A 24,386-nucleotide genomic window follows, 5' to 3' on the forward strand; every position below is an offset into this window, starting at 1 on the left:
TGATCGATGAGCGCACGCCTTGCGGCGTGACAATCACCCGGCGATGGCTTGAATCTGATCGAAGACGTTGAGGACCCAGAGCGCGGCCGGGATGACCGACACGACGATCAGCATCTCGAAGAGGTCGGCGATCCGTCCGATGTACGGCGACGGCGGCTTCGTGGACCAGGCCTGCCCGGCGACCACGACGATCAGTGCGATCGCGACCGAGCCCACCGCGATCAGCGCCCGCATGCTGCTGTCGGCGCTCAGCACCATGCCGACGAGCAGCACGGTGATCCCGGTCAGGCCGGCGACCAGCAGCGGAACCCGCTGACGCGGGCTGACGAACAGCCGCGAGCGCAGGAGCAGCGCGACGGCCGCGACCGCGGTCAGCACCTTGCCCGCCACGCCGCCGCCGGTCACGAGGACCGCAGTCGCGCCGACGGTGAGGACGGCGTATCCGATGAGCATTCCGGAGAGCAGCTCTTCGGACCGGGAGACCGCCGAGAACACGCGCTGCCGATCGGGCAGCCGGCGCGCGGCCTCCAGCGAGGGCGAGGAGCCCGCCGCGTAGATCTCCTTGGCGCCCTGACCGGTCGGCAGCGTGACCGACGGGACCGGCACCTTGCCGAAGCGGATCGCGAGCACCGGGACCAGACCGATGCCGCAGACCAGCAGCGCGAGCAGCACGGCGGCCGCGCCGGCCGGGTCGAGGAAGCTGAGCAGACTGGCGAGCCCGGTGAGCAGGCCGAAGGTGACGCCGGCGGTGAACACCCGGACCCGGCCGCCGACACCGGCTCCGCCGAGGGCCGAGAAGAGCAGTACGCACATCGCGCCGAGCAGCAGCTGCGCCTGCCCGAGCCAGGGGACCAGGCCCATCGCGCCGGGCAGCGTGTCGCCGCCGAGGATGAGCGCGCCACCGGCGAAGGCGTAGGGCAGGCTGAACCCGCCGAGCACCGCGCCGACCCGGGCGTCGCCGTACGCCCGCGAGGCGACCACGCCCGCGAACAGCAGCAGCACCGCTGCGGCGAGGCCGAGCCAGCCACCGGGCTGCCAGCCCGGTCCGCCCTGCAGGATGGCGAGTACGCCGCCCGCGAGCAGCACGCCCGCACCCACCACGGTGGCGGTTCGAGTGCTGACGGGTGACCAGCCCGCGCCGCGGCGACGGGCGCCCTCGGCGATGGCTTCGACGACGTCGTCGTATTCCAGTTCGGGCCAGTCGGCGCGCGCCGGAACCAGGTGCAGGACCTGGCCGTCACGCACGTTCTGCTGGTGGAGGCTGCGGTCGCCGGCCAGCGACGTGCCGTCGGCGCGGCGCAGAACCCAGCCGCCGTGCCGCTCGCCTTCGTCGGCGAAGCCTTCGCCGGCGTGCTGGAGGAGTTCGGGGAGGATTTCGGCGATCGCGATCTGTTCCGGCAGCGCCACATCCACCCGGCGATGCGGGGTGTTGATGGTGACGCGCGCGAGCCCGAGCGCGGCGGAGGTCATGCTCACCGGAGTACGTCTATCACGAATCGCCCCTCACCGTCACCCCGCATAGACCGCAGTGAGACCCGGCTCTGTCAGGCGGGGTGCGTCCAGTCGGTGGCATCGCCTAGCATGGGCGGCGCTGAGCGCGCGTCATGGGGAGGAGGGCCGCCGGTATGGGAACGATCGTCGTGAAGCGGGGCCCGCGTCGGCCCGCTCCGGAGATTCCCAGCGGAGAGCTGGTCATCGAGGCTCCACCGGAGATTCCGCAGGCCAGTGGGGCCCGCTGGCAGCAAGCCATGATGGCGCTGCCGATGCTTGGAGCGATGCTGCCGTCCGCCTACATGATGGGCAACGGGCAGAACGGCAAGATGGGTTACGTCATGGGCGGCATGATGGGCCTGTCCATGATCGGCATGATGGCCATGAACCTCAGCCAGGGCGGCGGAGGCCCGAAGAAGGCCGAGATGATGGCCGCCCGGCGCGAATACCTGCGCCACCTGGCGACGATGCGGACCAAGGTTCGCGAGACCGTGGCCAAGCAGCGGACGGGTTTGTTCTATCGGCACCCCGATCCGCAGCGGCTATGGTCCACAGTCGACTCTCATCGGCTCTGGGAGCGCCGCCCGACCGATCCCGACTACGGGGTCACCCGCATCGGCATGGGACCGCAGTCGCTCGCGACTCCGCTGGTTCCGCCGGTCACCCGGCCGCTGGAGGAGCTGGAGCCGATGACGGCCGGCGCCCTGCGCCGGTTCCTGGACGCGTACTCGGTCGTGCCGGACCTGCCGGTCGCCGTGTCGCTGCCCGCCTTCGCCCGGGTCTTCGTCCGGTCGGAGGCGCCGCCGAACAACACCTACGGCTACAGCTCCGGGCGGCTCGCGCAGCCCGAGGCCGACCACCGCGACGGTAGCGAGACGCACAGTCTGGTCCGCGCCGTCGTCAGCCAGCTCGCCACCTTCCACGCGCCCGACGACCTCCTGATCGCGGTCTGCGCTCCGGCGCATCGCCGGGATCGCTGGGACTGGGTCAAGTGGCTGCCGCACAACGCCCATCCCTCCAAGGTGGACGCTCTCGGCCCGGTGCGCATGGTCGCGCCGACCGCCGTCGCGCTGGAGGAGATGCTCTCCGACATCATCGGCAACCGTCCCCGGTTCGGCGGCGGCGCGTCCGGCCCGTATGTCGTGGTCGTCCTCGACGGCGCGGACCTCACCGGTTCGCAGCACCTCGCGGCCGACGGCGGCATCGCGGGCATGACCGTGCTGGACCTCGACGGCCAGCCGCCGCGTCTGCTCGACCGGACCACGCTGACGCTGGAGATGCAGCAGGACACCCGGCAGCTGGAGATCTACACCGCCGACGGGTCGGCTGACGTCGGCTTCGCCGACGGGCTCACGTACGCCGAGGCCGAGTCGGTCGCCCGGCGGCTCTCTCCGCTGCGGCTGTCCGCCGCGACCAAGTCGGCCGACGCCCCGCTCTCGGGCGACCAGGGACTCGGCGACCTGCTCGGCATCCCCGACCCGGACACCTTCGAGGTGGCGCAGGGCTGGCGGCCACGGGCCGACCGCGACAAGTTGCGGGTGCCGATCGGCGTCGGGGTCGACGGCCAGCCGGTCGAGCTGGACATCAAGGAGTCGGCTCAGGACGGCATGGGCCCGCACGGTCTGCTGATCGGCGCGACCGGTTCCGGTAAGTCCGAGGTGCTGCGAACGCTGGTGCTCGCACTGGCGCTGACGCACTCCTCGGAGGAGCTGAACTTCGTCCTCGTCGACTACAAGGGTGGTGCGACGTTCGCCTCGATGGACGTGCTGCCGCACACCAGCGCGGTCATCACCAACCTCGAGGGCGAGTCGCTGCTCGTCGACCGTATGGCCGACGCCATCAACGGTGAGGTCATCCGCCGCCAGGAGCTGCTGCGGGCGGCGGGCAACTTCGCGAACCTGAAGGACTACAACAAGGCCCGGCTGCAGGGTAAGGCGCTCGCGCCGCTGCCGTCACTGCTCATCGTGGCCGACGAGTTCTCCGAGCTGTTGACGGCCAAGCCGGACTTCATCGACATCTTCGTGCAGATCGGCCGGGTCGGCCGGTCGATCGGCATCCACCTGCTGCTGGCGAGCCAGCGGTTGGAGGAGGGCCGCCTGCGCGGTCTGGACACGCACTTGTCCTACCGGCTCGGTCTGCGGACCTTCTCCGCCATGGAGTCGCGCACGGTCCTGGGCGTACCCGACGCGTACGACCTGCCCCGGGCGCCCGGCCACGGCTATATGAAGTTCGGCACCGAGCCCCTGGTCCGGTTCAAGGCCGCGTACGTCTCCGGCTCCTACAAGAAGGCGGGCGCGTCGCCGACCCGGGCCGGCGGCCGGCGTACCGACATCGACATTCACAACTTCGGGACGCACTTCGTGCCGCTGCCGAAGAAGCCCGCCAACGCGGAGCCCGAGGTCAACTGGGAGGTCAAGCCGGGCGAGAGCCTGATGGACGTCCTGATCGGGCGGCTGGCCGGCAAGGGCCCGCCGGCGCACCAGGTCTGGCTGGAGCCGCTGGACGCCTCCGACACCCTGGAGGAGGGCTTCGGCAAGATCGCGATCCACCCGGAGCGCGGTCTGACGACGGCCAACGCCGAACTGCACGGCGCGCTGACGGTCCCCACCGCGTGGGTCGACCGGCCCGCGCAACAGCGCCGGGACACGCAGTGGATCAATCTGTCCGGCGCGAACGGGCACGTGGCGATCGCCGGGGCGACCCAGAGCGGCAAGTCCAGCCTTCTGCGGACGATCATCAGCGGCCTGGCGCTGACCCACACCCCGGCCGAGGCGCAGTTCTACTGCCTCGACTTCGGCGGCGGCACGCTGGCCGCGCTGCGGGAGATGCCGCACGTCGGCGGCGTGGCGGGCCGCCTCGACACCGCCCAGGTACGCCGGACGGTCAGCGAGGTCGCGATGCTCCTCGCCGAGCGCGAGGCGCGGTTCGCCGAGCTGGGCGTGGACTCGATGAACAACTACCGCAAGCGCCGGGCCTCCGGCGAGGTCAACGACCCGTTCGGAGACGTCTTCCTCGTCATCGACGGCTGGGCGACCCTGCGGGAGAGCTACGACGACCTGGAGCCGGTCATCACCGACCTGGCCACCCGGGGTCTGTCCTACGGCGTCCACATCATCGCCAGCTCGCTGCGCTGGCGGGACTTCCGGGCGGCCATTCAGGACCAGTTCGGCACCAAGATCGAGATGCGGCTGGGTGACCCGTCGGACTCGATCGGCAAGGTCCGCAAGGCGGCGCAGAACGTCAAGAACGCGCCGGGCCACGGCGCGACCAACGACGGTCTGTACTACCTGACCCTGCGCCCGGAGCTGACCTCGCTCGGCACCGACCAGACCTCGCTGAGCAAACACGTCGCGCAGCATTGGAAGGGCCAGCCGGCACCGCGAGTGCGGATGCTGCCCCCGGTCTACGGCTACGACCGCCTGCCGCTCACCGGCGGCGATCCGCTGCACATCCCGATCGGCCTGTCCGAGGACCTCGCCCCGATCTCGCTCAACTTCCGCGACGACCAGCACTTCCTGGTCTTCGGCGAGAGCGAGTGCGGCAAGTCGACGTTCATGCGGGCACTGGCGACCACGATCACCAAGCGGTTCACCCCGGACGAGGCGAAGCTGCTGATCGTCGACCACCGGCGCAGCCTGCTCGGTGCGATCCAGGGCGACCATCTGCTCGGCTACACGACCAACTTCGAGCAGAGTACGCAGTACCTTCAGGCGGTCGCCGGTTACATGGACCAGCGCAAGCCCCCGGCCGACGTCACGCCGCAGCAGCTGCGCGACCGGCCGTGGCTGGAAGGCCGCCCGGAGTGCTTCGTCCTCATCGACGACTACGAGATGGTCGCGTCCGGCGCGGGCAACCCGCTCGATCCGCTGGTGCCCTACCTCGAGATCGCCCGCGACGTCGGTCTGCACCTGATCATCGCGCGGAACTCGACGGGCGCGAGCGGTCTGTCCTACCAGCCGCTGTTCCAGATCATGCGGCGGGTCGGCAGCCCCGGCCTGCTCATGTCCGGGGACAAGGGCGAAACCTCGCCCCTGGCGGACATCCGCTTCGAGCGGATGGTTCCGGGCCGTGGCCGGCTCCTGTCGCGCAAGCAAGGGGTACGCCTCATTCAGGTGGCGAACCTGCCCGGCGCGTAGGTCGGGCAGCCCCGCTCGATCCAGCGACGGCTGGGCGGACGGGGCGGCCCGCCTGTCAGCTCGGCGGTCCTTACCGGACCAGTAGCCGACCGCCCTCCCGGTGCGCTTCGATGCCACCGGGCAGGGCGGTCGCTCCTTGTCCGTGCCAGTCGGTGACGAGCGCGTCCAACGCGGCGACGTGCCGGTGGCCGAGGGCGGCCGCGGGTGCGCCGAGTTCGAGCGCCCAGGTGTGCAGTACGCGACCGCGCAGGGCGTCCGGCAGCGCCCGGAGGGCGTCGACCTCGAGTCCGCCGTCGCACCGGCACCCCTCGTACGCCTCCGCCGCCAAACCGTCCAAGTAGGACGCGTCCACGGCGAGCTGAGCGGCTGTCTGAGCGAGGTTGCCGACGACGCCCGGCCCCAACGCCGTCACCAAGGCGGGCAAGGCATCGGACCGTACGCGCGCTCGTGCGTACCGGGTGTCGGCGTTGTGCGGATCCTCCCAAGGCGTGAGCCCTTGCGCCGCACACGCTTCCCGAAGCGTCGTACGCCGGACGCCCAGCATCGGCCGGAGCAGCGCCACCTGGCCGACCTCCCGGCGTGCGGGCATCCCGGCCAGGCCACGGGGACCGGCGCCCCGAGCCAGGGCCAGCAGTACCGTCTCGGCTTGGTCGTCGAGTGTGTGACCTAGGAGGAGCGCTGCGGCGGCGTACTCGTTGGCATGGTGAAGGAGTGCCTCGTAGCGGGCGTGGCGTGCGGCGCCTTCGGGACCCATCGGATCAGCCGGGTCGATCGTGACCGGGGCGATCAGGACCGGAGCGAGCCCCGCCGACGTGGCCCAGGCCGCGACGGTGGCGGCGCGGTCGGCGGATCCGGTCTGGAGGTTGTGGTCGACGGTGATCAGGCCGACCCGCCAGCCGGTACGCGGACCGGCGAACGCCGCGGCCGCCGCCAGGGCGAGCGAGTCGGCGCCACCGGAGCAGGCGACAAGGACGAGCCGATCGTCACCATGGCCGAGCGCACGCCGCACCGCGGTACGCGTCTGCGCGACGGAGGGGTGGGGACCGGTCAAGGCGCGACCCGGGCGACCCACGCGTCCGGATCGGTCAGCTCGGCCAGCGTCGGTAGGTTCGCCGGAGCGGCCCAGACCCGGTTGAAGCCGGCCATACCGACCCGGTCGATGGCGCTCTGGACGAACTTGCGGCCCTCGGCGTATTGCCGGAGCTTCGCGTCGACGCCGAGCAGCCGGCGGATCACGGACTCCACGGGGTTCGCGGTGGCACGGCGGCGGTCGAACCGGGCCCGGATCGCCTCGACCGACGGGATGACGCGCGGACCGACCCCGTCCATGACGACCTCGGCGTGCCCCTCGACGAGAGTCATCAGCGCCGTGAGCCGATCCATCACCACCCGCTGGGCGGGCGACTGCACGAGGTCCAGGACGCTGGCCTGGCTGCCCTTGTTCCGGACGGCGTCCGCAGCGGCCGACACGGCCCGGCCCACCCGGCCGAGCAAGGCGGAGGCATCGGTGTCGGACGCGTCGATGAACGCCTTGACCTCGCTGAGGAAGTGCCCGCGCAGCCACGGGACGGCGGTGAACTGCGTCCGATGGGTGACCTCGTGGAGGCAGACCCAGAGCCGGAAGTCGCGGGGTTCGGCGCCGAGCTTGCGTTCGACCGCGACGATGTTCGGGGCCACGAGCAGCAGGTGGCCGGGTTCGCCGGAGAACACCTCGTATTGCCCGAGCACCCGCCCGGACAGATAGGCCAAGATCGTCCCCGCCTGCACCGCGGTGACCTTCGCCCCGACCATCTCCAGCGGGCCGGTGCCGGCCGTCTGCGATCGTCTGGCGAGCTGAGCGGTCAGCGGACCGATGACCTGCCGCATCCCGGCGACGTTGAGCGCCGCCCAGTCCCGGCGATCGACCACCCGCACCGGTGGCACGTCGACCTGCGAGGTGAGCCCGGTGAACTCGGCCACGTGCTCGGCCGCCTCATCGGTCAGCGTCCGCAGTTGCCGGACGACTTCGACCGCCTCCGCCTTGGTCACCTTCGGGCCGGTCGGGCCCAGGGTGGCGGCGGTGGATGCGGCCAGGTCCCAGTCGACGAAATCCGCCATGCGCTCGACGCTACCCGGTTCCAGCCCGCAACCGCCGTTGATCTTGAACAGAAAAACGCGGCCAGGGCGACGTTTTCTGTTCAAGATCAACGGCGGAAGGTCAGTGCGAGGTGTCCTTCGCCCGCTTGAACGACGCGACGATCTCGGCCTCGGCCTCGGTCCGGCCGACCCAGGTGGCGCCCTCGACGCTCTTGCCGGGCTCCAGGTCCTTGTAGACCTCGAAGAAGTGCTGGATCTCCAGCCGGTCGAACTCGGCGACGTGGTGGATGTCGCGCAGGTGCTCCAGGCGCGGGTCCTCGGCCGGGACGCACAGGACCTTGTCGTCGCCGCCCTTCTCGTCGCGCATCCGGAACATGCCGATCGCGCGGCAGCGGATCAGGCAGCCGGGGAAGGTCGGCTCCTGCACCAGCACGAGCGCGTCGAGCGGGTCGCCGTCCTCGCCGAGGGTGTTCTCGATGAAGCCGTAATCGGCTGGGTACTGCGTGGATGTGAACAGTGTGCGGTCAAGCCGGATACGGCCCGTCTCGTGGTCGACCTCGTACTTGTTGCGCTGCCCCTTAGGGATCTCAACCGTGACGTCGAAATCCATCTCACGCTCCTGACACGTTTTCTCGCCGACTCTGGCTTCTGCTCGATAGTGTCGCGTAGGTCGATCGGAAAGCTCACCGGGAGGGTCTGTGGGGAGGCAAGGTTCACACTACGGCGACGAATCGCCGTGGGCGGCCGGATGGTCCGGAAACGGACCAGAACCGGCATCTGACCAGCCCGAATCTGGTTATCCACCGGATTATCCACAGGCTCCAGCCGACTATCCACAAGCTTATCCACAGGCTGCCACGCCACAAACCGGACGTTATCCACAGGCTGCGCAAAACCCTCCACAGGCCACCGCGCACCCTCAGTCTCGACCGTCCGGCACGGTCTACGGCTCCGTTCCCCCGAGTGGTACGCCCACCGCAGGCCGTTCACCGCGCGCCTCGGGATCGGCCTCGGTCCCGCCGTCCGGCCCGATGCCCGGCCCGTCCTCGCCTTGGGCGCCGCCCCCACCACCGCCGTCGTCCACCCCGATATCCACAGGTCAGCAGCCCGGTGCCGGGCGGGTCTACGGCAGCGCGGCGATGCCGCCCGGCGCGCCGCAGTCCCCGCCACCGGGATCCCCCCAGTGGGGCCAGCCGCCGGCCTCGCCGCCGCCGGGCTTCCCGCGAGCGGGCTCCCAGCCGCCGGACTTCCAGCAGCAGGGCTTCCCATCGCCGGACTTCCACCAGCAGGGCGAGCAGCAGCCGGGCTACCAGTCGCAGCGCGAACAGCCGTGGGGAGAGCAGCAGCCGGGCTACCAATCGCAGCGCGAGCAGCAGTGGGGCGACCCGCGATCGGCCACTCCACCGCCGGTTCGGCCGGGCGCCGCTTCGGCCGAGCCGCCTGAGCCGCCGCGCAAGGGCCGCCGCGGCCTGTGGATCTCGCTGGCGACGGTACTCGTCCTCGTGCTGGCCGCGGCCGGCGGCGCAGTCGCGTTCGCGCCGGATCGCGTACGCGAACTGCTGGGGCAGACGACCCCGGTCAACTCCTGGTCGCCGGACGCGGTGGCGAGCGCGGCCGGAGTCCTGTCCGCGGCGACCGGCACCGCGCCGACCGCCGAGCAGGTCAAGGCGGCTCTCGAAGAGCTGCGTACGCACACCGACCTGGGTCCGTCGGTCAGCGTCTCGGTGGTGGACGTGGCGACCGGGGAGAGCCTCTACGACGCCGGTTCCTCGCATCCGGCCGTCCCGGCGTCGACCACGAAGATGGCGACCGCCGCCTCCGTCCTCGCCACGCGAGGACCGGACTACCGCATGACCACGAAAGCGGTGGCCGGGCCGAACGAAGGTGAGGTCGTGCTGGTCGGCGCGGGCGACCCGACGCTGACCGCCGGCGCGACCGGGTACTACCCGGGCGCAGGGCGCCTCGACCAGCTCGCCGCGCAGGTGAAGACGGCGCTCGGCGGGAAGTCGCCGACGAAGCTGATCTACGACACGTCGATCTACACGGGATCGTCGATCGCCGAGGGCTGGGACGACGACGCCGCCGTCGGCCCGTACGGCGCCCGGACGACCGCGCTTGCGATCGACGGCGCGCGGACGAGCCCCAAGCGGCCCAAGAACATCGACGACCTGCACGCCGGGCAGGCCCGGTCGGCGCAGCCGGACAAGGCCGCCGCGCTCGCCTTCGCCAAGCTGCTCGGGGTTCCGGCGTCCTCGGTGACGGCCGGAACGGCCCCGTCCGGTGCCCAGCAGCTCGGCGCGGTGCAGTCGCCCCGGATCGAGAGCCTGGTCGAGATCATGCTCGAGGAGAGCGACAACGTGGTGGCCGAGGCGCTGGCCCGCCAGGTCGCGCTCGCCAAGGGACAGCCGGGCAGCTACGCCGGCGCTGGGACCGCCATCAAGCAGGTGCTCGGTGAGTTGGGCGTACCCACGACGGGCGTGGTGATCAAGGACGGCTCGGGACTGTCCCGGCTGGACCGGCAGCCGCCCGCCATGCAGACGGCGCTGCTCGCCCAGGCCGCCGGAGACAAGCATCCGCAACTGCGCTCGCTGTTCGCGGGACTGCCTGTCGGCGGCTGGTCCGGGACGTTGTCCGATCGGAACACGACCACCGCGGGCACTCCGGAGTCCGGGGCGGGCGTGGTTCGGGCGAAGACCGGAACGCTCACCGGCGTGGCCGCGATCGCCGGGATCGTCGTCACGAAGGACGGCCGGCTGCTCGCCTTCTCATTCCTCGCCGACGCCGTGCCCTCCGGGACGGACACCGCCCGGGAACGCCTCGACGCGATGACGAACGCCCTCGCCGCCCTCTGACACCCCGCGCCCCTGACCCCCCTCGCGCCCCTGACACGCGCTGGCGCGTTCCCTGCAGATCACGGTTACGCAGCCCAAACCGGCCCAAGATCACATGCTGATCCGTGATCTGCAGGGAACGCGGCGGGCGAGAAGCCGGAACGGGGTGACCGAGACGCGGGGTTGACGGGTAGGCGACAGGTCGAAGTGTCGGCGGGGTCAGGCGGCCGAACTGGGGCAAGATCTGCCGTATGTTTTCGCGGCTTTTGTTGCCACTTGCACTAGTTGTCGTATCTATCCCTGCCCCCGCGAGCGCGGCGACCCACGCGACAGGGGCGACACAGGAAGAACGAGTCAGCCTGGTGTCGCGCTACACCGCCGCGAAGACGAGCGCGCTCGCGCGTACGGATCGTTCGCTGCTGGGGCGTACGGACAGCGCTCAGGTGAGCGTGCTGGTGAAGCTGGCCAACGATCCCGTGGCGACCTATCGGGGCGGCGTTGCGGGGTTCCCGGCGACCAGTCCGGCGATCACCGGGCGGCCGTTGTGGGGCGGCCCGGCCGAGCAGGCGTACGAGCGGTTCCTGGCCCAGCAGGAGGACGCCTTCGGCACGGCGGTCGCCCACGTGCCCGGCGTACGCCTGGGGCAGCGGCTGCGCACCGTCTACGGCGGACTGGCGCTGACCGTCCCGGCGAACCGGGTCGGCGACCTCCTCAAGATCCACGGCGTCGTCGCCGTCCAGCGTGACCAGGTACGCCAGCCGCTGACCGACGCGAGCACCAAGTTCATCGGGGCGGACACCGTGCAGCAGTCCCTCGGCGGTCCGGCCGACGCGGGCAAGGGTGTGATCTTCGGGGTGCTCGATACCGGCGCGTGGCCGGAACACCCGTCCTTCGCCGACCAGGGCAACCTGTCCGCCCCGCCGGCGAAGGCCGACGGCAAGGCTCGGGCCTGCGACTTCGGCACGAACCCGGTGACCGGCGTGAAGTTCCGGTGCAACCACAAGCTCATCGGCGGGCAGCCGTTCCTGGACGCGTACTTGACGGCGCACGAGGGCGAGAAGTATCGCAGCGCCCGCGACAGCGACGGCCACGGTACGCACACCGCCTCGACCTCCGCCGGCGACGTTCTGAGCAGTGCCAAGGTGTTCGGGGTCGAACGCGGCCCGCTGCGGGGAGTCGCGCCCGGTGCCTGGGTCAGCGTCTACAAGGTCTGCGGCGCCGAGGGCTGCTTCTCGTCCGACTCCGCAGCCGCCGTCGCGCAGGCCGTCAAGGACGGTGTACGCGTCATCAACTTCTCCATCTCGGGTGGCACCGACCCCGAGACCGATCCGGTCGAGCTGGCCTTCCTGGACGCGTACGCCGCGGGGGTGTTCGTCGCCGCGTCGGCGGGCAACGAGGGTCCGGAGGCCGAGACGGTGAACCACCTGTCGCCCTGGGTCACCACAGTCGCGGCGAGTACGCAGCGGCGCGAGTTCGACTCGACGATCACCCTGAAGGCCCCCGGCGCGAAGGACCTGACGCTGACCGGATCGAGCATCACCGCCGGAATCGACGCGGCGACCCCGGTCGTGCAGGCCAAAGACGTCAAGGGGTACGACGGCGGCGCGCTCTGCCTGACGAAGCCGAAGAAGAACCTCTTCCAGGGCAAGATCGTCGTCTGTCAACGCGGTGAGAACGCGCGGGTCGAGAAGGGCTACTTCGTCAAGCAGGGCGGCGGACTCGGGATGCTGCTCTACAACCCCACGCTCCAGGACACCGAGACGGACAACCACTGGCTGCCGACCGTCCATCTCGCAACCGGTGCTCAGCTTTCGGCGTACCTGAAGAACAAGGGCGTGACGGCCAGCTTCACCGCGGGGCGCGCCACGCCGGGGAATGGCTCGCATGAGCCGCCAGGAGTGCAGTCAGCCGGGCGGGGCGACGTGATGGCGGCGTTCTCCTCGCGCGGGCCCGGCGGGCTCGCGTTGAAGCCGGACGTGACCGCGCCCGGCGTGCAGATCCTGGCCGGGACCACGCCGACGCCCGAGGACCCGACCGGCGGCCCGGCCGGGCAGTACTTCCAGGCCATCGCGGGCACCTCGATGTCGGGACCGCATGTCGCGGGCGCGGGCATCCTGCTGCGCGCGTCGCATCCGAACTGGACGCCCGGTCAGATCAAGTCCGCGCTGATGACGACGGCCGTGACCAAGGTCGTCAAGGAGGACCTGAAGACGCCGGCCGACCCGTTCGACTACGGCGCGGGCCGGATCGCGGTCGACGTCGCCGTCAACCCGGGCCTGACCTTCGACGAGACCGCCGACCGGATGGCCGCACTGGCCGCGGACCCGGTCGACGCGGTGCGGCTCAACACGCCGTCGATCAACGCGCCGGTCATGCCGGGCCGGCTCACCGCCGTCCGGACCGTCGAGAACGTCTCGGGTCACCTCCAGACCTACCGGCTGACCAGCACTTCACCGACCAAGTCCGCGATCACCGTCGATCCGCCGACGCTCACGCTCGCACCCGGGCCACCGGCCGGTTCGCGGTGGGCATCGCCTCGTGGGCGCCGAAGCGCCAGCTCTTCGGCGAGGTCCGGCTCGTGCCCGTCGGCGGCTCGGTCCCCACGCTGCACCTGCCGGTCGCGTTCGTCCCGCAACAGGGCGCGGTTGCGCTCGCCGCGAAGTGTTCCGGCTCGTCGTGCTCCTTCACCGCGACCAACAAGGGGTACGCCGAAGCCCGTGTCTCGATGGCGTCACGCTTTCCGTCCGGGGCCGCCGTCGGCCACGTGACCGGGGCGTCGCGTACGTCGCTGGACACGATCGGACGGTCGAAGGTGACCCTCGCCGGGATCACGCCGGGCAAGCCGTCGCTGTCCACCGCGACCGGATCCTTCTACCAGCGGCCGGACGCGACCGCCGACCCGATCGGCGACGAGGAGATCATCAACTACGACACCCCCGAGTTCCAGTACGCCGGCCAGGCGTACACGCGGATCGGGGTGACCTCCGACGGCTATCTGGTGGTCGGCGGCGGGACCGGCCAGGACGTCACGCCGGAGCCGAACGGGCTGCCGGACCCGAAGCGCCCCAACAACATCCTCGCTCCGTTCTGGACCGACCTCGACGGCACGTCCGCCGGGGGCATCCGGGTCGACGTGCTCGACCGTGAGGGCGCCCGGTGGATCGTCGTGGACTGGGACGTCACCGTGTTCGGAACATCCTCGGCGCGGCGCTTCCAGGTGTGGCTGCCGCTGACCGGAGTTTCGCCTTCAGCGAACATCCGGTACGCCTACGACCCGTCGGCGCTGCCGAAGGCCCCGCCCGGTGGGCTGAAGTACCTCGTCGGCGCGGAGAACGTGGCGGGGTCCGCCGGGGACGCGTTGTCCGGCCTGCCGAAGGGCGACTTGTCGGTGCCGACCACCGCCGGTAAGCCGGGCGGGTCGCTGACCTACTCGGTCACGCTCACCGGGGGCACCGCCGGGTCGGTCACGACCTCGATGACGTCGTCCACCGTCCCCGGAACGACCGTCCTCCACACCCCCCTTGCCGCCCCCTGACGGCCCCACCCCCGCGGCCTGACCGTGCGATCATGAACTGACGGTCGTGATCGTGCGGCGTGTCGCGTACTCAGGTTCATGATCGATCCGGCGCAGGCATGATCAACGCCGCCAGAGTCCGGCCAGGAAAGGGGGCGGGGTCCAGCCGGGAAAGGGTCCAGCGTCACTGCTTGGCGGCCATCCGGGCTCGATAGTCTGTAAGGCATGGCTGATCTGCCCGGGTGGTATGACAACGACATCGACCGCGTGATCGTCTCCGAGGACGACATCCGCGCCAAGACCGATGAGCTGGCCAAACAGGTCGCTGCGGACTACGCGCAGGCGGACAGCGTACTGCTGGTCTGTGTGCTCAAGGGCGCGGTCATGTTCATGGCCGACTTCGCCCGCGCGCTGAGCCGCTACGGCCCGCCAGCCGAACTCGAGTTCATGGCGGTCTCCTCGTACGGCCAGGGGATGACCTCCAGCGGGGTGGTCCGCATTCTCAAGGACCTCGACCGAGACATCGCCGGCAAGCGCGTGATCGTGGTCGAGGACATCGTCGACTCCGGGCTGACCCTGAGTTGGCTGCTCAAGTACCTCGAATCGCGGTCCGCCGCGAGCGTGGACGTCGTGGCTCTGCTCCGCAAGCCCGACGCGATCAAGGTGCCGGTCCCGGTGAAGTATGTCGGGTTCGACATTCCGAGCGAGTTCGTGGTCGGATACGGCCTGGACTATGCGGAGCGGTACCGTGACATGCCATATGTCGGAGTTCTAAAGCCAGAGGTATACCAGAGATAGCGGTTACGGGTCTACGAGGCGTAGGCCCGCCGTCTCTCAGGGTGTTCACAGGGGCGCGCTGTTGCGGCAAGTGTGACATCTACGGTGTACCGTCAAGTGACCTGACGGCCTACGTATCGATCGGGAGGTTTCGGGTGCGCCGCACCCGACAACAACGGTATGGAGCGACTCCCCTTTTATAAGCGCCCGTGGTTCTGGTTCGTGCTAGTCGCGGCCGCGATCGCGGTGTTCTTCGCGACCTACAGCAGCTCGGGGACCTACCGCGACGTCGATACCTCGGTCGCGCTCGCAGAGCTCAACAAGCCGGACAATGTCAAGAAGGTCCTGATTCAGGACAAGGAGCAGACGATCCAGCTCGAACTGGCCAACAAGGCCAAGTTCGGCAGCGTCGAGACCGACAAGATCCAGGCCGAGTATCCCGCGCAGAGCGCCGACTACATCTTCGACCAGGTGCGCAACGCGAACCTCGCCGACGGCGGTAGCTACAACACCGAGGTCACCCAGGACTCCTGGATCACCTCGCTGATCTTCTCCTTCGCGCCGCTGCTGCTCATCGTCCTGTTCTTCTTCATCATGATGTCGCAGATGCAGGGCGGCGGCTCCCGGGTGCTCAACTTCGGCAAGTCCAAGGCCAAACTGGTCAGCAAGGACATGCCGAAGACCACCTTCGCCGACGTGGCCGGGGCCGAGGAAGCGGTCGAGGAACTGCACGAGATCAAGGACTTCCTGCAGAACCCGTCGAAATACCAGGCGCTGGGCGCGAAGATCCCGAAGGGCGTACTGCTCTTCGGTCCGCCCGGAACCGGTAAGACGCTGCTCGCCCGGGCAGTCGCCGGGGAAGCGGGCGTCCCGTTCTACTCGATCTCCGGCTCGGACTTCGTCGAGATGTTCGTCGGTGTCGGTGCGTCCCGCGTACGCGATCTCTTCGAGCAGGCGAAGTCGAACGCTCCGGCGATCGTCTTCGTCGACGAGATCGACGCCGTCGGCCGGCACCGTGGCGCCGGCCTCGGCGGTGGCCACGACGAGCGCGAACAGACGCTGAACCAGCTGCTCGTCGAGATGGACGGCTTCGACGCGAAGGGCGGCGTCATCCTGATCGCCGCCACCAACCGGCCGGACATCCTCGACCCGGCGCTGCTGCGCCCGGGTCGGTTCGACCGGCAGATCGCCGTCGACACGCCGGACATGGAGGGCCGCAAGGCGATCCTCCGCGTGCACGCCAAGGGCAAGCCGTTCACGCCGGACGTCGACCTCGACGCGGTGGCTCGGCGTACGCCGGGCTTCACGGGCGCCGACCTCGCGAACGTGATCAACGAGTCGGCGCTGCTGACCGCCCGCAACGACAAGCGTGCGATCACCAACGACTTCCTCGAGGAGTCGATCGACCGCGTCGTCGCCGGTCCGCAGCGGCGTACTCGGGTCATGTCGGACCACGAGAAGAAGATCACGGCCTACCACGAGGGCGGGCACGCCCTGGTGGCGCACGCGATGCCGCACTCGGCCCCGGTCCACAAGGTCACCATCCTGTCGCGCGGGCGGTCGCTCGGGCACACGCTGGTCCTGCCGACCGAGGACAAGTACACGCAGACGCGGGCCGAGATGATCGACACCCTGGCGTACGCGCTGGGCGGCCGGGCCGCCGAGGAACTCGTCTTCCACGAGCCCACCACCGGCGCCGGCAACGACATCGAGAAGGCGTCGGCGATCGCCCGAGCCATGGTCACTCAGTACGGCATGAGTTCCAAGCTCGGCGCGGTCAAGTACGGGACCAGCGGTGACGAGCCCTTCCTGGGTCGTAGCTACGGCCACGAGAAGGACTACTCCGACTCGGTCGCGGCCGAGATCGACTCCGAAGTGCGGGCGCTGATCGAGCTGGCTCACGACGAGGCCTACGCGGTTCTCGTCGAGTACCGGGACGTGCTCGACAACATCGTGCTGGAGCTGATCGAGAAGGAGACCCTCTCGACGGCCGACATGAACCGGATCTGCGCGCGGGTCACCAAGCGTCCGCCGATGGCTCCGTTCAACGGGTTCGGGAAGCGTACGCCGTCCGACCTGCCGCCGGTGCAGACCGCGGCGGAGCGTGCGGCCGCCGGTTCGGCCTCGGCCGGCTCGGCGCCCGCGACCGGCGCTCCGCAGTCGGTGGCCGACGGCGCGACCCTGATCGAGGGGTCGAACTGAACAGCAGCACCTCGGTGACCCCGGACCCCGCTGACGCGGGCTCCGGGGTCACCGCCGCTTCCGAACTCGACCTGCTCGCCGCCCGTCTCGTCGACGGGTCGATCAACGGCGGCCCCGTCGAGAAGGCGGTCGACCTCGAACGCATCGAACGCGCCGTACGCGAGATCCTGATCGCCGTCGGCGAGGACCCGGACCGGGACGGTCTGGTCAAGACGCCCGAGCGGGTGGCCCGGGCCTACGCCGAACTCTTCGCCGGCCTCCGGGTGGACCCGCGGCGGGTGCTGCGGACCACGTTCGAGGCCGATCACGAGGAGATGGTGCTCGTCCGCGACATCGAAGTCTTCAGCCTCTGCGAACATCATCTGCTGCCTTTCCGGGGCGTGGCCCACATCGGCTACATCCCGAACGAGGACGGCCGGATCACCGGTCTGTCCAAACTGGCCCGGCTGGTCGAGGTGTACGCCCGCCGCCCGCAGGTTCAGGAGCGCCTCACCTCGCAGATCGCCGACCTGCTGGAGAGCCAGCTGGGCGCGCGTGGCGTGATCGTGGTGCTCGACTGCGAGCACATGTGCATGGAGATGCGCGGCATCCGGAAGGCCGGCGCGCGTACGGTGACGAGCGCGGTGCGGGGCATCCTCCGCTCGGACTCCAAGACCCGCACCGAGGCGCTGACCCTCATCAACAGCCGGTAGCCGTCAGGGGCACCAGCCGCGAGCCAGCAGCACCGCTCGCAGCTCCCGGAGGACGGCCGCCTGTTCGCGGTCGACGCGGTATCGGTGGACGCGCAGGACCCGCCAGTCCGCCTCCTCGTAGCCTTCGCCGCCGTCCCCGGGACGCGAGAACACCAGCGCCACCCGGAAACGCGGCCAGCCCAGTTCAGGCTGAAGCAGCACGCCCCGGGGACCTTCCACTGTGTAGTGCGGGATCGGCCGGGGCAGGCCCTGTTGCAGGATCGCCAGCCGGAGCCGGGACGCGTCGGCGTCACGGGAACGCCCGTCCGCCAGTTCGAAGGCGTGCTCTGCCTTCCGGTAGCCGCGGACTCCGGCACGGCTCTCGGCGTACGCGTGCAGCTCGTCGGGAGTGACCAGCGCCCGCGCGAGCAGTCCGTCGAGGGTGGGGATGGCCTGTTCCAGCGGGAGTGACGCGGCCAGGTCCCACGCGGTACGCCGTGGCGACGTGAGCATGAGCCCGTCGAGCACGTCGACGTCGCCGGGGTCGATGGTGGTCTGATGGACCTTGATCGCGGACCAGCCGCCCGGTTTGGCCGGCGGCGGGACGGTGACGTGCACCGGGTCCCCATAGTCGGCGGCGAGGTCGACGCCGTGCAGCCAGGCCGCCGACGTGTGCGAGAAGCAGGCCCGGCCCGGCAGCACGAGCGCGGCGGCGTGGCAGTCGACCCCATGGTCGAGCAGTACGCGCGAGTCGACGTAGATGTCGCGGCGGACCCGCCGCCAATCGTTGGTACGCAGTTGGTCGGTGGTCAGCAGCCCCTCGGCGACGGCGGCGCTGCCCCGGAACACCGTGAAGCTGAGTTCGGTCGGGCGGTCAAGCAGTTCCTCCATGACAGAGAACATTCGCGTCCGGCCTACCGCCGCCTCAATGCCTGTGGACAACGGGCCGCGCCTGCCCGGCGCAGGGGTGTGGACGACGTTGCGGCACCTTTGTGGATCTGCTATGCGGTAGCGCGCCACGCGTCAGCGTCGCCGATGGCCCCCGTGGCCAGCGTGTGTGCTTCGTTGAGCCGCTCCCGAGCCTGTTCGAGCTTGCTGATCGCGTCGATGAGCGTGGGGGACACTGTCCCGGCGGCGGTGAGCCGCAGCATCGTGAGCGCTTCGTCGAAGGTCTGCCCGACCGCTCGCAGGCGGATCAGCGCGTCACCGGTCTGCGACACCGTCGCCGCCACCCGCAGTTTGACGTCCTCGACGCTGCTCACCGACTCACCTCGTCAACCAGAGAAGGGCGAACACCGCGGTCGAGAGGACCTGCGGCAGCGCGACGACGGCGAGCCCCATCGCGGCCGTACGCGTCCGGCTGATCACGCCGGTGGCGATCCAGCCGATGCCGAACGCCCCGAACGCCAGGAGGAACCCGGTGCAGCCCGCGTAGAACGGACGAGTCCGCTCGTCCACGAGCAGCACGAACACGATCTGAGCCAGCAACGCCGCCGCCGCGAGACCGCCGTAGACGGCGAGATTGCGTGTCGTGGCCGACGGTGGCCGGGTCGGGGCCTGCGCCAGCGCGCCGTCGGCCACGTCCACCGTCGACATCGCCTGCCGCAGCGCCGCCAGCACCACCGCCGGGCCGCCCGAGACGGCCCGCTCCGCGCTCGTCGTCTCCGCCGGCGTCGGCGCCAACGGCGGCATCGGGCGGCCGCTCGCCGTCGCCATTTCGGCCATCCGCTGCTGCTGCAACGCCAGCCGCGCGCGAATCGGCGGCAGCTCCTCCCGAGCCGCGCGCAACGCCGCCTGCTCCGTCGCCACCGACGTGGACGCCTCACGGCGTACGGCGTCCAAGCGTTCCGCCGCCGCCAGGTACTCCTGCCAGGCACCGGTCATCTGCCGGCTGCTGTCGCTCATCGCCGAGCCGCCGTCCTCCATGGTCGCGTCGTCCTCGTCCATGGTCGCGTCACTCATGGCCGCACCGCTCATGGCTGCGTCGTGGTCGCTCATTGGCCGGCCGCCGTCGTCCGCGGGTCCACGCCTTGGTCGCTCGCCGTCGTGCGCTGGCCCGGCGGGGTGCGCGTCTCGACCGCTGCTCTGGCCTCGGGCGTCGTGAAGGGCACCATCACGGCCGTCAGGCCGGTGTGCCGGTCGTGGAACAACGCGCGGCCCGGCCGCGGCTCCCACTGGAGCGACTCGCCCAGCATCAGCGCCACCTCAGGCCCCGGCACGTTCAGAAACACCAGCCCGGCCACATCCTCGCGGCCCGCGGAGAACCCGACGTCCTCCGAGAACCGGCGCAGCTGCCGCCACCAGCCCAGCAGGTGCAGGCCGCGGCTCGGGTCCTCGCGGATCAGCGTCCGCGCCTCGCTCCCGGCCGTCTCCATTCCCCAGACCACCAGGTACGCGTTGACGCGTGCCACGGATTCCGGGATGTCGGCCTTCTCGGTGGTGATGACCTCGTGCCCTTGGCTCCGCAGCTCAGTGTGCAGCGCCTCGACGGCGGCCACGGTCTGCGGGACCATCGGCGCCAGGACGAACCGGACCGAGCCCGGCCGGTGCTGCGCGGCCAGTGAACGGACCGCCGCGACCAGGACGTCCGCGCCCTCGGCGGACGGACCGAGGACGGCCAGATGCCGCCCCGGCGTCGCGTCGAAGGGGAACGCGACCGTCGTCATGTTCACGTCGACCTGCCGCCCCAACAGGGCCGCCTTGGCCGTCTCCGTCTGGGTCTCCTTCAGCGCCTGATACAACGGATCGTTGTCGAGGTGCTGCGCGGCGTACCCCGAGAACACCACCGGCGGCTCGTCGTGCTCGTCGCGGGCCTGCCACAGCCGCTGCCGCAACGCGGTCAGGATCTGCTGATCGGCATGCGGATCAGGGAACCGCACCAGTTTCTCGTGCGCCCGCCGGGAACCCCGTGGCCCGCCCAAGCCGCCCGCGGTGTTCACGATCGCCGCGCCCAGCTGCAACGTCGCGGCCGACTCGTTCGTCGGCTCCAGGACGTCCGCGCCGCCCGGCAGCGCCACGCGTACGGGGAACTGGCCGAAGATGGAGTCACGCTTGGCGTAGAGCGCCTCGATGCCCCGCACGGTCTGGCTCGCCAGAATCAGATGTATGCCGAACGACCGCCCCTTCCGGGCGACCGACTCCAGCAACGCCACCGCCTCGGTGGCGATCCGGTCCGTCCCGGCGAGCAACACCTGGAACTCGTCGATCACGCACACGATCCGAGGCAACGTCTCGCCCAGGTTCCGCAGATCGACGTACCGCGAGACGCCGTTGGCCTTGAACATCTCGGCCCGCCGCGTCATCTCCGCGTCCAGCTCGCGCAGGACCGCCAACCCGTAGGTGCGATCGCTCTCCACCCCGACCGCCCGCGCGTGCGGCAGCCAACTCGCGTCCCGAGGCGTCGGGATGAACTCGGAGAACGACACGCCCTCCTTGAAGTCCAGCAGGTAGAGCGCCAGCTCCTCCGGGTCGTACCGCGTACACAATCCATAGAGGACGTCGATGAGGAAGGCGGTCTTCCCGCCACCCGACCGGCCGCCCACCAGCCAGTGCGGCGTCAGATCGGCGAAATGCAGACTGATCGGCGTGTCCCCGGAGATGCCGACGGTCACGCTCAACCCGGCCGCCGACGAATCCGCCCACCAGCCGTGATCCGGGTCGGGCAGCAGATCCAGCAGGTGCACCGAACCCTGCTGGGCGAACTGTGAGCCCAACTCATGGCACACCCGGTCGATCAGCTCCAACGGCGGATCCGGATCCAAGTACACCGGCACGTTGAACGGGTCGCGGCCTCGGCTCCACGACGCCCCCGGCGGATTTCCGACCAGCACGTGCGGATTGCGTACCGAGATCTCGGTCGCCAGCGGCAGCCGATCCTGCGTCGTCTCCGGCGTCAACGGCGCCGGCGGCCACCCGGCCACCACCATGTGCAGCCCATGGGCCGGACCCCGCTTGGCGAGGTCGACGATCCGAGCCAGATCCGACGCGTCCGCCAACGACGGCAACCCGGCGATCACCAGCAGCATGCTCCGGTCGCGGCGCCTCGGCTTCGCCTTCCGTTCCTGATCCGGCCGGCTGGGGCGTACCCAATGCTCCGCCTCCGCGAGCACCGCCCGCAGACCCTCCCGATCCGTCGCCGGCTCAGGCAGCAACCCGGTCTCGGACAGCGCCGCGAACGGCGCGAACACATGCCCGTGCCCGTCCACCGCCCGCACGATCAACGTCCCGGACGGCGCGGTGGCCAGCAACCGCACCACGATGCTCCGGAGCGCGCCCGTCACCCGAGCGTCGCGGGCGTCGGCCGAGAAGGCCAGGTGCCCCACGCCCAACAACGGCACGACCAACGGGAACCGGGCATCGTCCAACGGCTGCGCCGTGCCCACCCGCACATACTCCGGGCGACGCTGACCGCCCAACGGCGTACTGGCCGGAACCGCGTCCAACGGCTGCCCCAACCAGGCCGGGGCGAGCGCCTGAGCGGCGGCGCGCAAACGCTCAGCCAACTCGTGCTGCTCAGCGATATCCGTACGCGGCAACGGCAGATAGGTATCCAGCGTCGCAGCGGCCGCGGTCACCACCGCCGCCGCGTGCCGGTGCAAACCGGCCGCCTGATCGAGAGGTGCGCTCGTCTCCGCCACGCCGGACCGCCTCCCATCTGCTTCCGGCCAAGACGGTAGCGCACGAGGCGGACATCGGCGTGTCACGCCGCGCGCCTCAGCACGATCTCACTCCAGGAGCCACGCCGACGGATCCGGCATTGCGCCGTGAAGAGGACGACGGCCGTCACCGAGGCACCGGCCCTCGGGTAAAGATAGGGCGTGCCGGTCGTCGAAGCCTCCCTCATCGTCCCCGTCCCGCCCGAGGTCGCGTACGCGGTCTCGCAGACCACGGGCGAGATCCGCTACCGCTGGGATCCGTTCGTACGCGAACAGCACTTCCTCCACGGCGCGACGAAGCCGGCCAAGGGGGTCCGAACGTTCACTCGGTCGCGGCACGGCTTCACGATGATCAGCGAGTATGTCTCGTACAACCCGCCCAGCAACGTCGGCATGAAGATGGTCGAGGGGCCGTGGTTCTTCGAGATGATGGGCGGCGGCTGGCGATTCAGTCCAGCTGAGGTACCTGGGCACAGCATCGCGACCTGGCGGTACAACTTCCGCTGCCGACCGCGCCTGGTACGCCCGATCGCCGAGTGGATCGGGCGGCGGCTGCTCCAACGGGATATCGACCGGCGGATCGCGGGGTTCAAGAAGGGCTGCGCAGACCCGGTCGTCCTAGCCGCTGTCCGCGACGGCCTTGATCGTCCGTAGCCCCGTTGATCATGGGGTTCGCACCCTCGACACACCGCCGAGGCAACAGTTAACTCCATGATCAACGAGGCGAGGCGAGGCGAGGCGAGGCGACGGCGGGGGCGACGGTCACGGCGACGGCGACGGCGACGGCGGTGAGTTGTCAGCCGTAGAGGGCGAGCGCAGGCGCGGTGACGAGCTGGATGAGCTGCGCCTGCGTCAGGATCGGCTCATCGCCGAACGTCGGCGGCCGCACGGTTCGGTAGTTGTCGGCGCCGGCGGTGATCAGGGTGTGCCCCGTCCACAGAGTCACCTCCAGCCAGCGGGAACCCGGTCCGAGCAGGTCGGGGTAGGAGTCGACGGCCACCTGCCGACCGTCGGGCAACGTGACGGTGGCGTCACCGGATGGGGGAGCGACGGTCGACCGGGTGATCATGACGCTGAAGCTGCCGCCGGGCGTACGCGCGCTCGCCAGCAGATGATCTGACGCGGAGACGGTCTGGAAGGGCGCGACTGCGCGCCAGGTCGCGGGTAGGTATCGCGCGTCCGGGGTGAGCGCTGCGACCGCGTCCACCAGGTAACAGGACACTCGGGTCGCGGTGGTCGAGTCCACTGCCGACAAGGGCGAGCTGGCCGCGAGCGGGTCGACAGTGATGTCGGGTGTCGCCCCGGTCACGAGCGGTACTCGGGCTAGGCATGGAGCTTCGCCGGAGAGCACAGTCTGAGGCTCGTTCGAGGGCAGCGAGAACCAGACGAAGGTCGCTGCGACGAGGGCGACTGCGGAGAATGCACCGAAGCGGAACATGCGTCGCCGCGAGCCCTGCTTCAGCAGGTCGGCCGAGGTCAACGTCATCGGTGGTTCGTCCTCGACGACATACGTGCGCAGCTTTTCGCGTACCAGAAGATCATCCATGAGAGTCTCCGAAGTGTGACCGAAGTTTGGCCAGGCCATGTGCGGTCTGGCTCTTGACCGTGCCTTCCGCGATGCCGAGCAGGTCCGCGGCCTCAGCGACCGAAATGTCCTCAAGGTGCCGCAGCACCACGAGCGCGCGCTGCCGGGGCGGCAGCGCGTCGAGCGCGGCGCGGATGTCCAGGCCCAGGTCAGGCGCGGGCTCTGCGGCGCGTTCCGGCACGTCGGCCACCGCGGTTTCGTGCTTCTTGCGCCTATGCGACAGGTACGCATTGACCAGCGTCCGTCGCGAGTAGGCGTCGAGTGTGGTCGGATCGAGTCGTCGCCAATGCCGATAGAGCTGTAGAAAGGTGTGCTGGACGAGGTCCTCCGCGAGATGCCAGTCGCCGCTGAGGCCATAGCCGAGCCGGCGCAGCGGGGCGGCCCGCGCCGCGAAGTATTCGGAGTAATCGGCCTTCCAGGTCATGCATCACATACGCGCCTACCGGAC

The 24,386-nt window shown here is 70.2% G+C and carries 18 protein-coding genes; 8 read left to right on the forward strand and 10 right to left on the reverse strand.

Annotation, left to right across the window (positions count from 1 at the left end; genetic code table 11):
- Window positions 1-33: 33 nt before the first annotated feature.
- On the reverse strand, window positions 34-1,470 hold the full coding sequence (gene eccD, locus HDA40_RS23785; protein ID WP_253763761.1) for a type VII secretion integral membrane protein EccD: 1,437 nt from the start codon (window positions 1,468-1,470) through the stop codon (window positions 34-36).
- 155 nt (window positions 1,471-1,625) lie between these two features.
- Here eccD and eccCa point away from each other — a divergent pair, with 155 nt between their 5' ends.
- Entirely contained in the window at window positions 1,626-5,627 is a 4,002-nt protein-coding gene (eccCa, locus tag HDA40_RS23790) for a type VII secretion protein EccCa (RefSeq protein ID WP_253759522.1), read from the forward strand.
- 70 nt (window positions 5,628-5,697) lie between these two features.
- Here eccCa and tilS read toward each other — a convergent pair whose 3' ends face one another.
- The 3 genes from tilS to HDA40_RS23805 all read right to left on the reverse strand — a co-directional run bounded on the left by tilS (window position 5,698) and on the right by HDA40_RS23805 (window position 8,313).
- Entirely contained in the window at window positions 5,698-6,678 is a 981-nt protein-coding gene (gene tilS, locus HDA40_RS23795; RefSeq protein ID WP_253759524.1) for a tRNA lysidine(34) synthetase TilS, read from the reverse strand.
- Window positions 6,675-7,724 carry an Rv3626c family coenzyme F420 biosynthesis-associated protein gene (locus tag HDA40_RS23800; RefSeq protein WP_253759526.1) on the reverse strand — a complete coding sequence of 350 codons (1,050 nt, stop codon included), beginning with the start codon at window positions 7,722-7,724 and terminating at the stop codon, window positions 6,675-6,677. The genes tilS and HDA40_RS23800 overlap by 4 nt, the downstream gene beginning before the upstream one ends.
- A gap of 100 nt (window positions 7,725-7,824) precedes the next feature.
- Entirely contained in the window at window positions 7,825-8,313 is a 489-nt protein-coding gene (locus HDA40_RS23805; protein ID WP_253759528.1) for an inorganic diphosphatase, read from the reverse strand.
- A gap of 421 nt (window positions 8,314-8,734) precedes the next feature.
- Here HDA40_RS23805 and dacB point away from each other — a divergent pair, with 421 nt between their 5' ends.
- From dacB to folE, 6 genes are all read left to right on the forward strand, one after another.
- The gene (gene dacB, locus HDA40_RS23810; RefSeq protein WP_253759530.1) at window positions 8,735-10,555 is read left to right on the forward strand and encodes a D-alanyl-D-alanine carboxypeptidase/D-alanyl-D-alanine endopeptidase; all 1,821 of its coding nucleotides are present in this window, start codon (window positions 8,735-8,737) and stop codon (window positions 10,553-10,555) included.
- Window positions 10,556-10,896: 341 nt separating this feature from the next.
- Window positions 10,897-13,302 (forward strand): S8 family serine peptidase, encoded by a 2,406-nt coding sequence (locus HDA40_RS23815; protein ID WP_253759532.1) that lies wholly within the window; start codon window positions 10,897-10,899, stop codon window positions 13,300-13,302.
- Window positions 13,260-14,069, forward strand: coding sequence for an NIDO-like domain-containing protein (locus tag HDA40_RS23820; RefSeq protein ID WP_253759534.1), 810 nt, complete (start codon window positions 13,260-13,262; stop codon window positions 14,067-14,069). Before HDA40_RS23815 ends, HDA40_RS23820 begins: the two co-directional genes overlap by 43 nt.
- A 204-nt stretch (window positions 14,070-14,273) precedes the next feature.
- A complete protein-coding gene (gene hpt / locus HDA40_RS23825; protein WP_253759536.1) occupies window positions 14,274-14,846 on the forward strand; it encodes a hypoxanthine phosphoribosyltransferase in 573 nt (190 codons plus the stop codon).
- A 159-nt stretch (window positions 14,847-15,005) separates the two neighbouring features.
- The gene (gene ftsH, locus HDA40_RS23830) at window positions 15,006-17,027 is read left to right on the forward strand and encodes an ATP-dependent zinc metalloprotease FtsH (RefSeq protein WP_253759537.1); all 2,022 of its coding nucleotides are present in this window, start codon (window positions 15,006-15,008) and stop codon (window positions 17,025-17,027) included.
- 14 nt (window positions 17,028-17,041) lie between these two features.
- Window positions 17,042-17,719 (forward strand): GTP cyclohydrolase I FolE, encoded by a 678-nt coding sequence (gene folE / locus HDA40_RS23835; RefSeq protein ID WP_253759539.1) that lies wholly within the window; start codon window positions 17,042-17,044, stop codon window positions 17,717-17,719.
- 3 nt (window positions 17,720-17,722) lie between these two features.
- On the opposite strand, the gene HDA40_RS23840 is transcribed toward folE, so the two are convergent.
- The 4 genes from HDA40_RS23840 to HDA40_RS23855 form a co-directional block, all read right to left on the reverse strand.
- Window positions 17,723-18,589, reverse strand: a complete 867-nt coding sequence (locus HDA40_RS23840) for a type IV toxin-antitoxin system AbiEi family antitoxin (protein ID WP_253759541.1) — start codon at window positions 18,587-18,589, stop codon at window positions 17,723-17,725.
- 110 nt (window positions 18,590-18,699) lie between these two features.
- Window positions 18,700-18,960, reverse strand: a complete 261-nt coding sequence (locus HDA40_RS23845) for a hypothetical protein (protein ID WP_253759543.1) — start codon at window positions 18,958-18,960, stop codon at window positions 18,700-18,702.
- Between the two features lie 4 nt (window positions 18,961-18,964).
- Window positions 18,965-19,660 (reverse strand): hypothetical protein, encoded by a 696-nt coding sequence (locus HDA40_RS23850; RefSeq protein ID WP_253759545.1) that lies wholly within the window; start codon window positions 19,658-19,660, stop codon window positions 18,965-18,967.
- Window positions 19,661-19,692: 32 nt separating this feature from the next.
- Complete coding sequence (locus HDA40_RS23855; protein ID WP_253759547.1) at window positions 19,693-22,335, reverse strand: FtsK/SpoIIIE domain-containing protein; 2,643 nt, start codon at window positions 22,333-22,335, stop codon at window positions 19,693-19,695.
- A gap of 180 nt (window positions 22,336-22,515) precedes the next feature.
- Here HDA40_RS23855 and HDA40_RS23860 point away from each other — a divergent pair, with 180 nt between their 5' ends.
- On the forward strand, window positions 22,516-23,007 hold the full coding sequence (locus HDA40_RS23860; protein WP_253759549.1) for an SRPBCC family protein: 492 nt from the start codon (window positions 22,516-22,518) through the stop codon (window positions 23,005-23,007).
- A gap of 142 nt (window positions 23,008-23,149) precedes the next feature.
- Here HDA40_RS23860 and HDA40_RS23865 read toward each other — a convergent pair whose 3' ends face one another.
- Both HDA40_RS23865 and HDA40_RS23870 read right to left on the reverse strand, forming a co-directional pair.
- Complete coding sequence (locus HDA40_RS23865) at window positions 23,150-23,899, reverse strand: hypothetical protein (protein ID WP_253759551.1); 750 nt, start codon at window positions 23,897-23,899, stop codon at window positions 23,150-23,152.
- Window positions 23,892-24,362, reverse strand: a complete 471-nt coding sequence (locus tag HDA40_RS23870; protein ID WP_253759553.1) for a SigE family RNA polymerase sigma factor — start codon at window positions 24,360-24,362, stop codon at window positions 23,892-23,894. Before HDA40_RS23870 ends, HDA40_RS23865 begins: the two co-directional genes overlap by 8 nt.
- Window positions 24,363-24,386: the final 24 nt, after the last annotated feature.

Source organism: Hamadaea flava (genome assembly GCF_024172085.1).
GTDB classification, from domain to species: domain Bacteria; phylum Actinomycetota; class Actinomycetes; order Mycobacteriales; family Micromonosporaceae; genus Hamadaea; species Hamadaea flava.

Bases quoted from the DNA above. Each gene is read 5' to 3' on its own strand.
- eccD (WP_253763761.1), bottom strand. From the start codon at position 1,470: ATGACCTCCGCCGCGCTCGGGCTCGCGCGCGTCACCATCAACACCCCG.
- eccCa (WP_253759522.1), top strand. From the start codon at position 1,626: ATGGGAACGATCGTCGTGAAGCGGGGCCCGCGTCGGCCCGCTCCGGAG.
- HDA40_RS23800 (WP_253759526.1), bottom strand. From the start codon at position 7,724: ATGGCGGATTTCGTCGACTGGGACCTGGCCGCATCCACCGCCGCCACC.
- HDA40_RS23805 (WP_253759528.1), bottom strand. From the start codon at position 8,313: ATGGATTTCGACGTCACGGTTGAGATCCCTAAGGGGCAGCGCAACAAG.
- dacB (WP_253759530.1), top strand. From the start codon at position 8,735: ATGCCCGGCCCGTCCTCGCCTTGGGCGCCGCCCCCACCACCGCCGTCG.
- HDA40_RS23820 (WP_253759534.1), top strand. From the start codon at position 13,260: ATGGCGTCACGCTTTCCGTCCGGGGCCGCCGTCGGCCACGTGACCGGG.
- hpt (WP_253759536.1), top strand. From the start codon at position 14,274: ATGGCTGATCTGCCCGGGTGGTATGACAACGACATCGACCGCGTGATC.
- ftsH (WP_253759537.1), top strand. From the start codon at position 15,006: ATGGAGCGACTCCCCTTTTATAAGCGCCCGTGGTTCTGGTTCGTGCTA.
- HDA40_RS23840 (WP_253759541.1), bottom strand. From the start codon at position 18,589: ATGGAGGAACTGCTTGACCGCCCGACCGAACTCAGCTTCACGGTGTTC.
- HDA40_RS23850 (WP_253759545.1), bottom strand. From the start codon at position 19,660: ATGAGTGACGCGACCATGGACGAGGACGACGCGACCATGGAGGACGGC.
- HDA40_RS23865 (WP_253759551.1), bottom strand. From the start codon at position 23,899: ATGGATGATCTTCTGGTACGCGAAAAGCTGCGCACGTATGTCGTCGAG.
- HDA40_RS23870 (WP_253759553.1), bottom strand. From the start codon at position 24,362: ATGACCTGGAAGGCCGATTACTCCGAATACTTCGCGGCGCGGGCCGCC.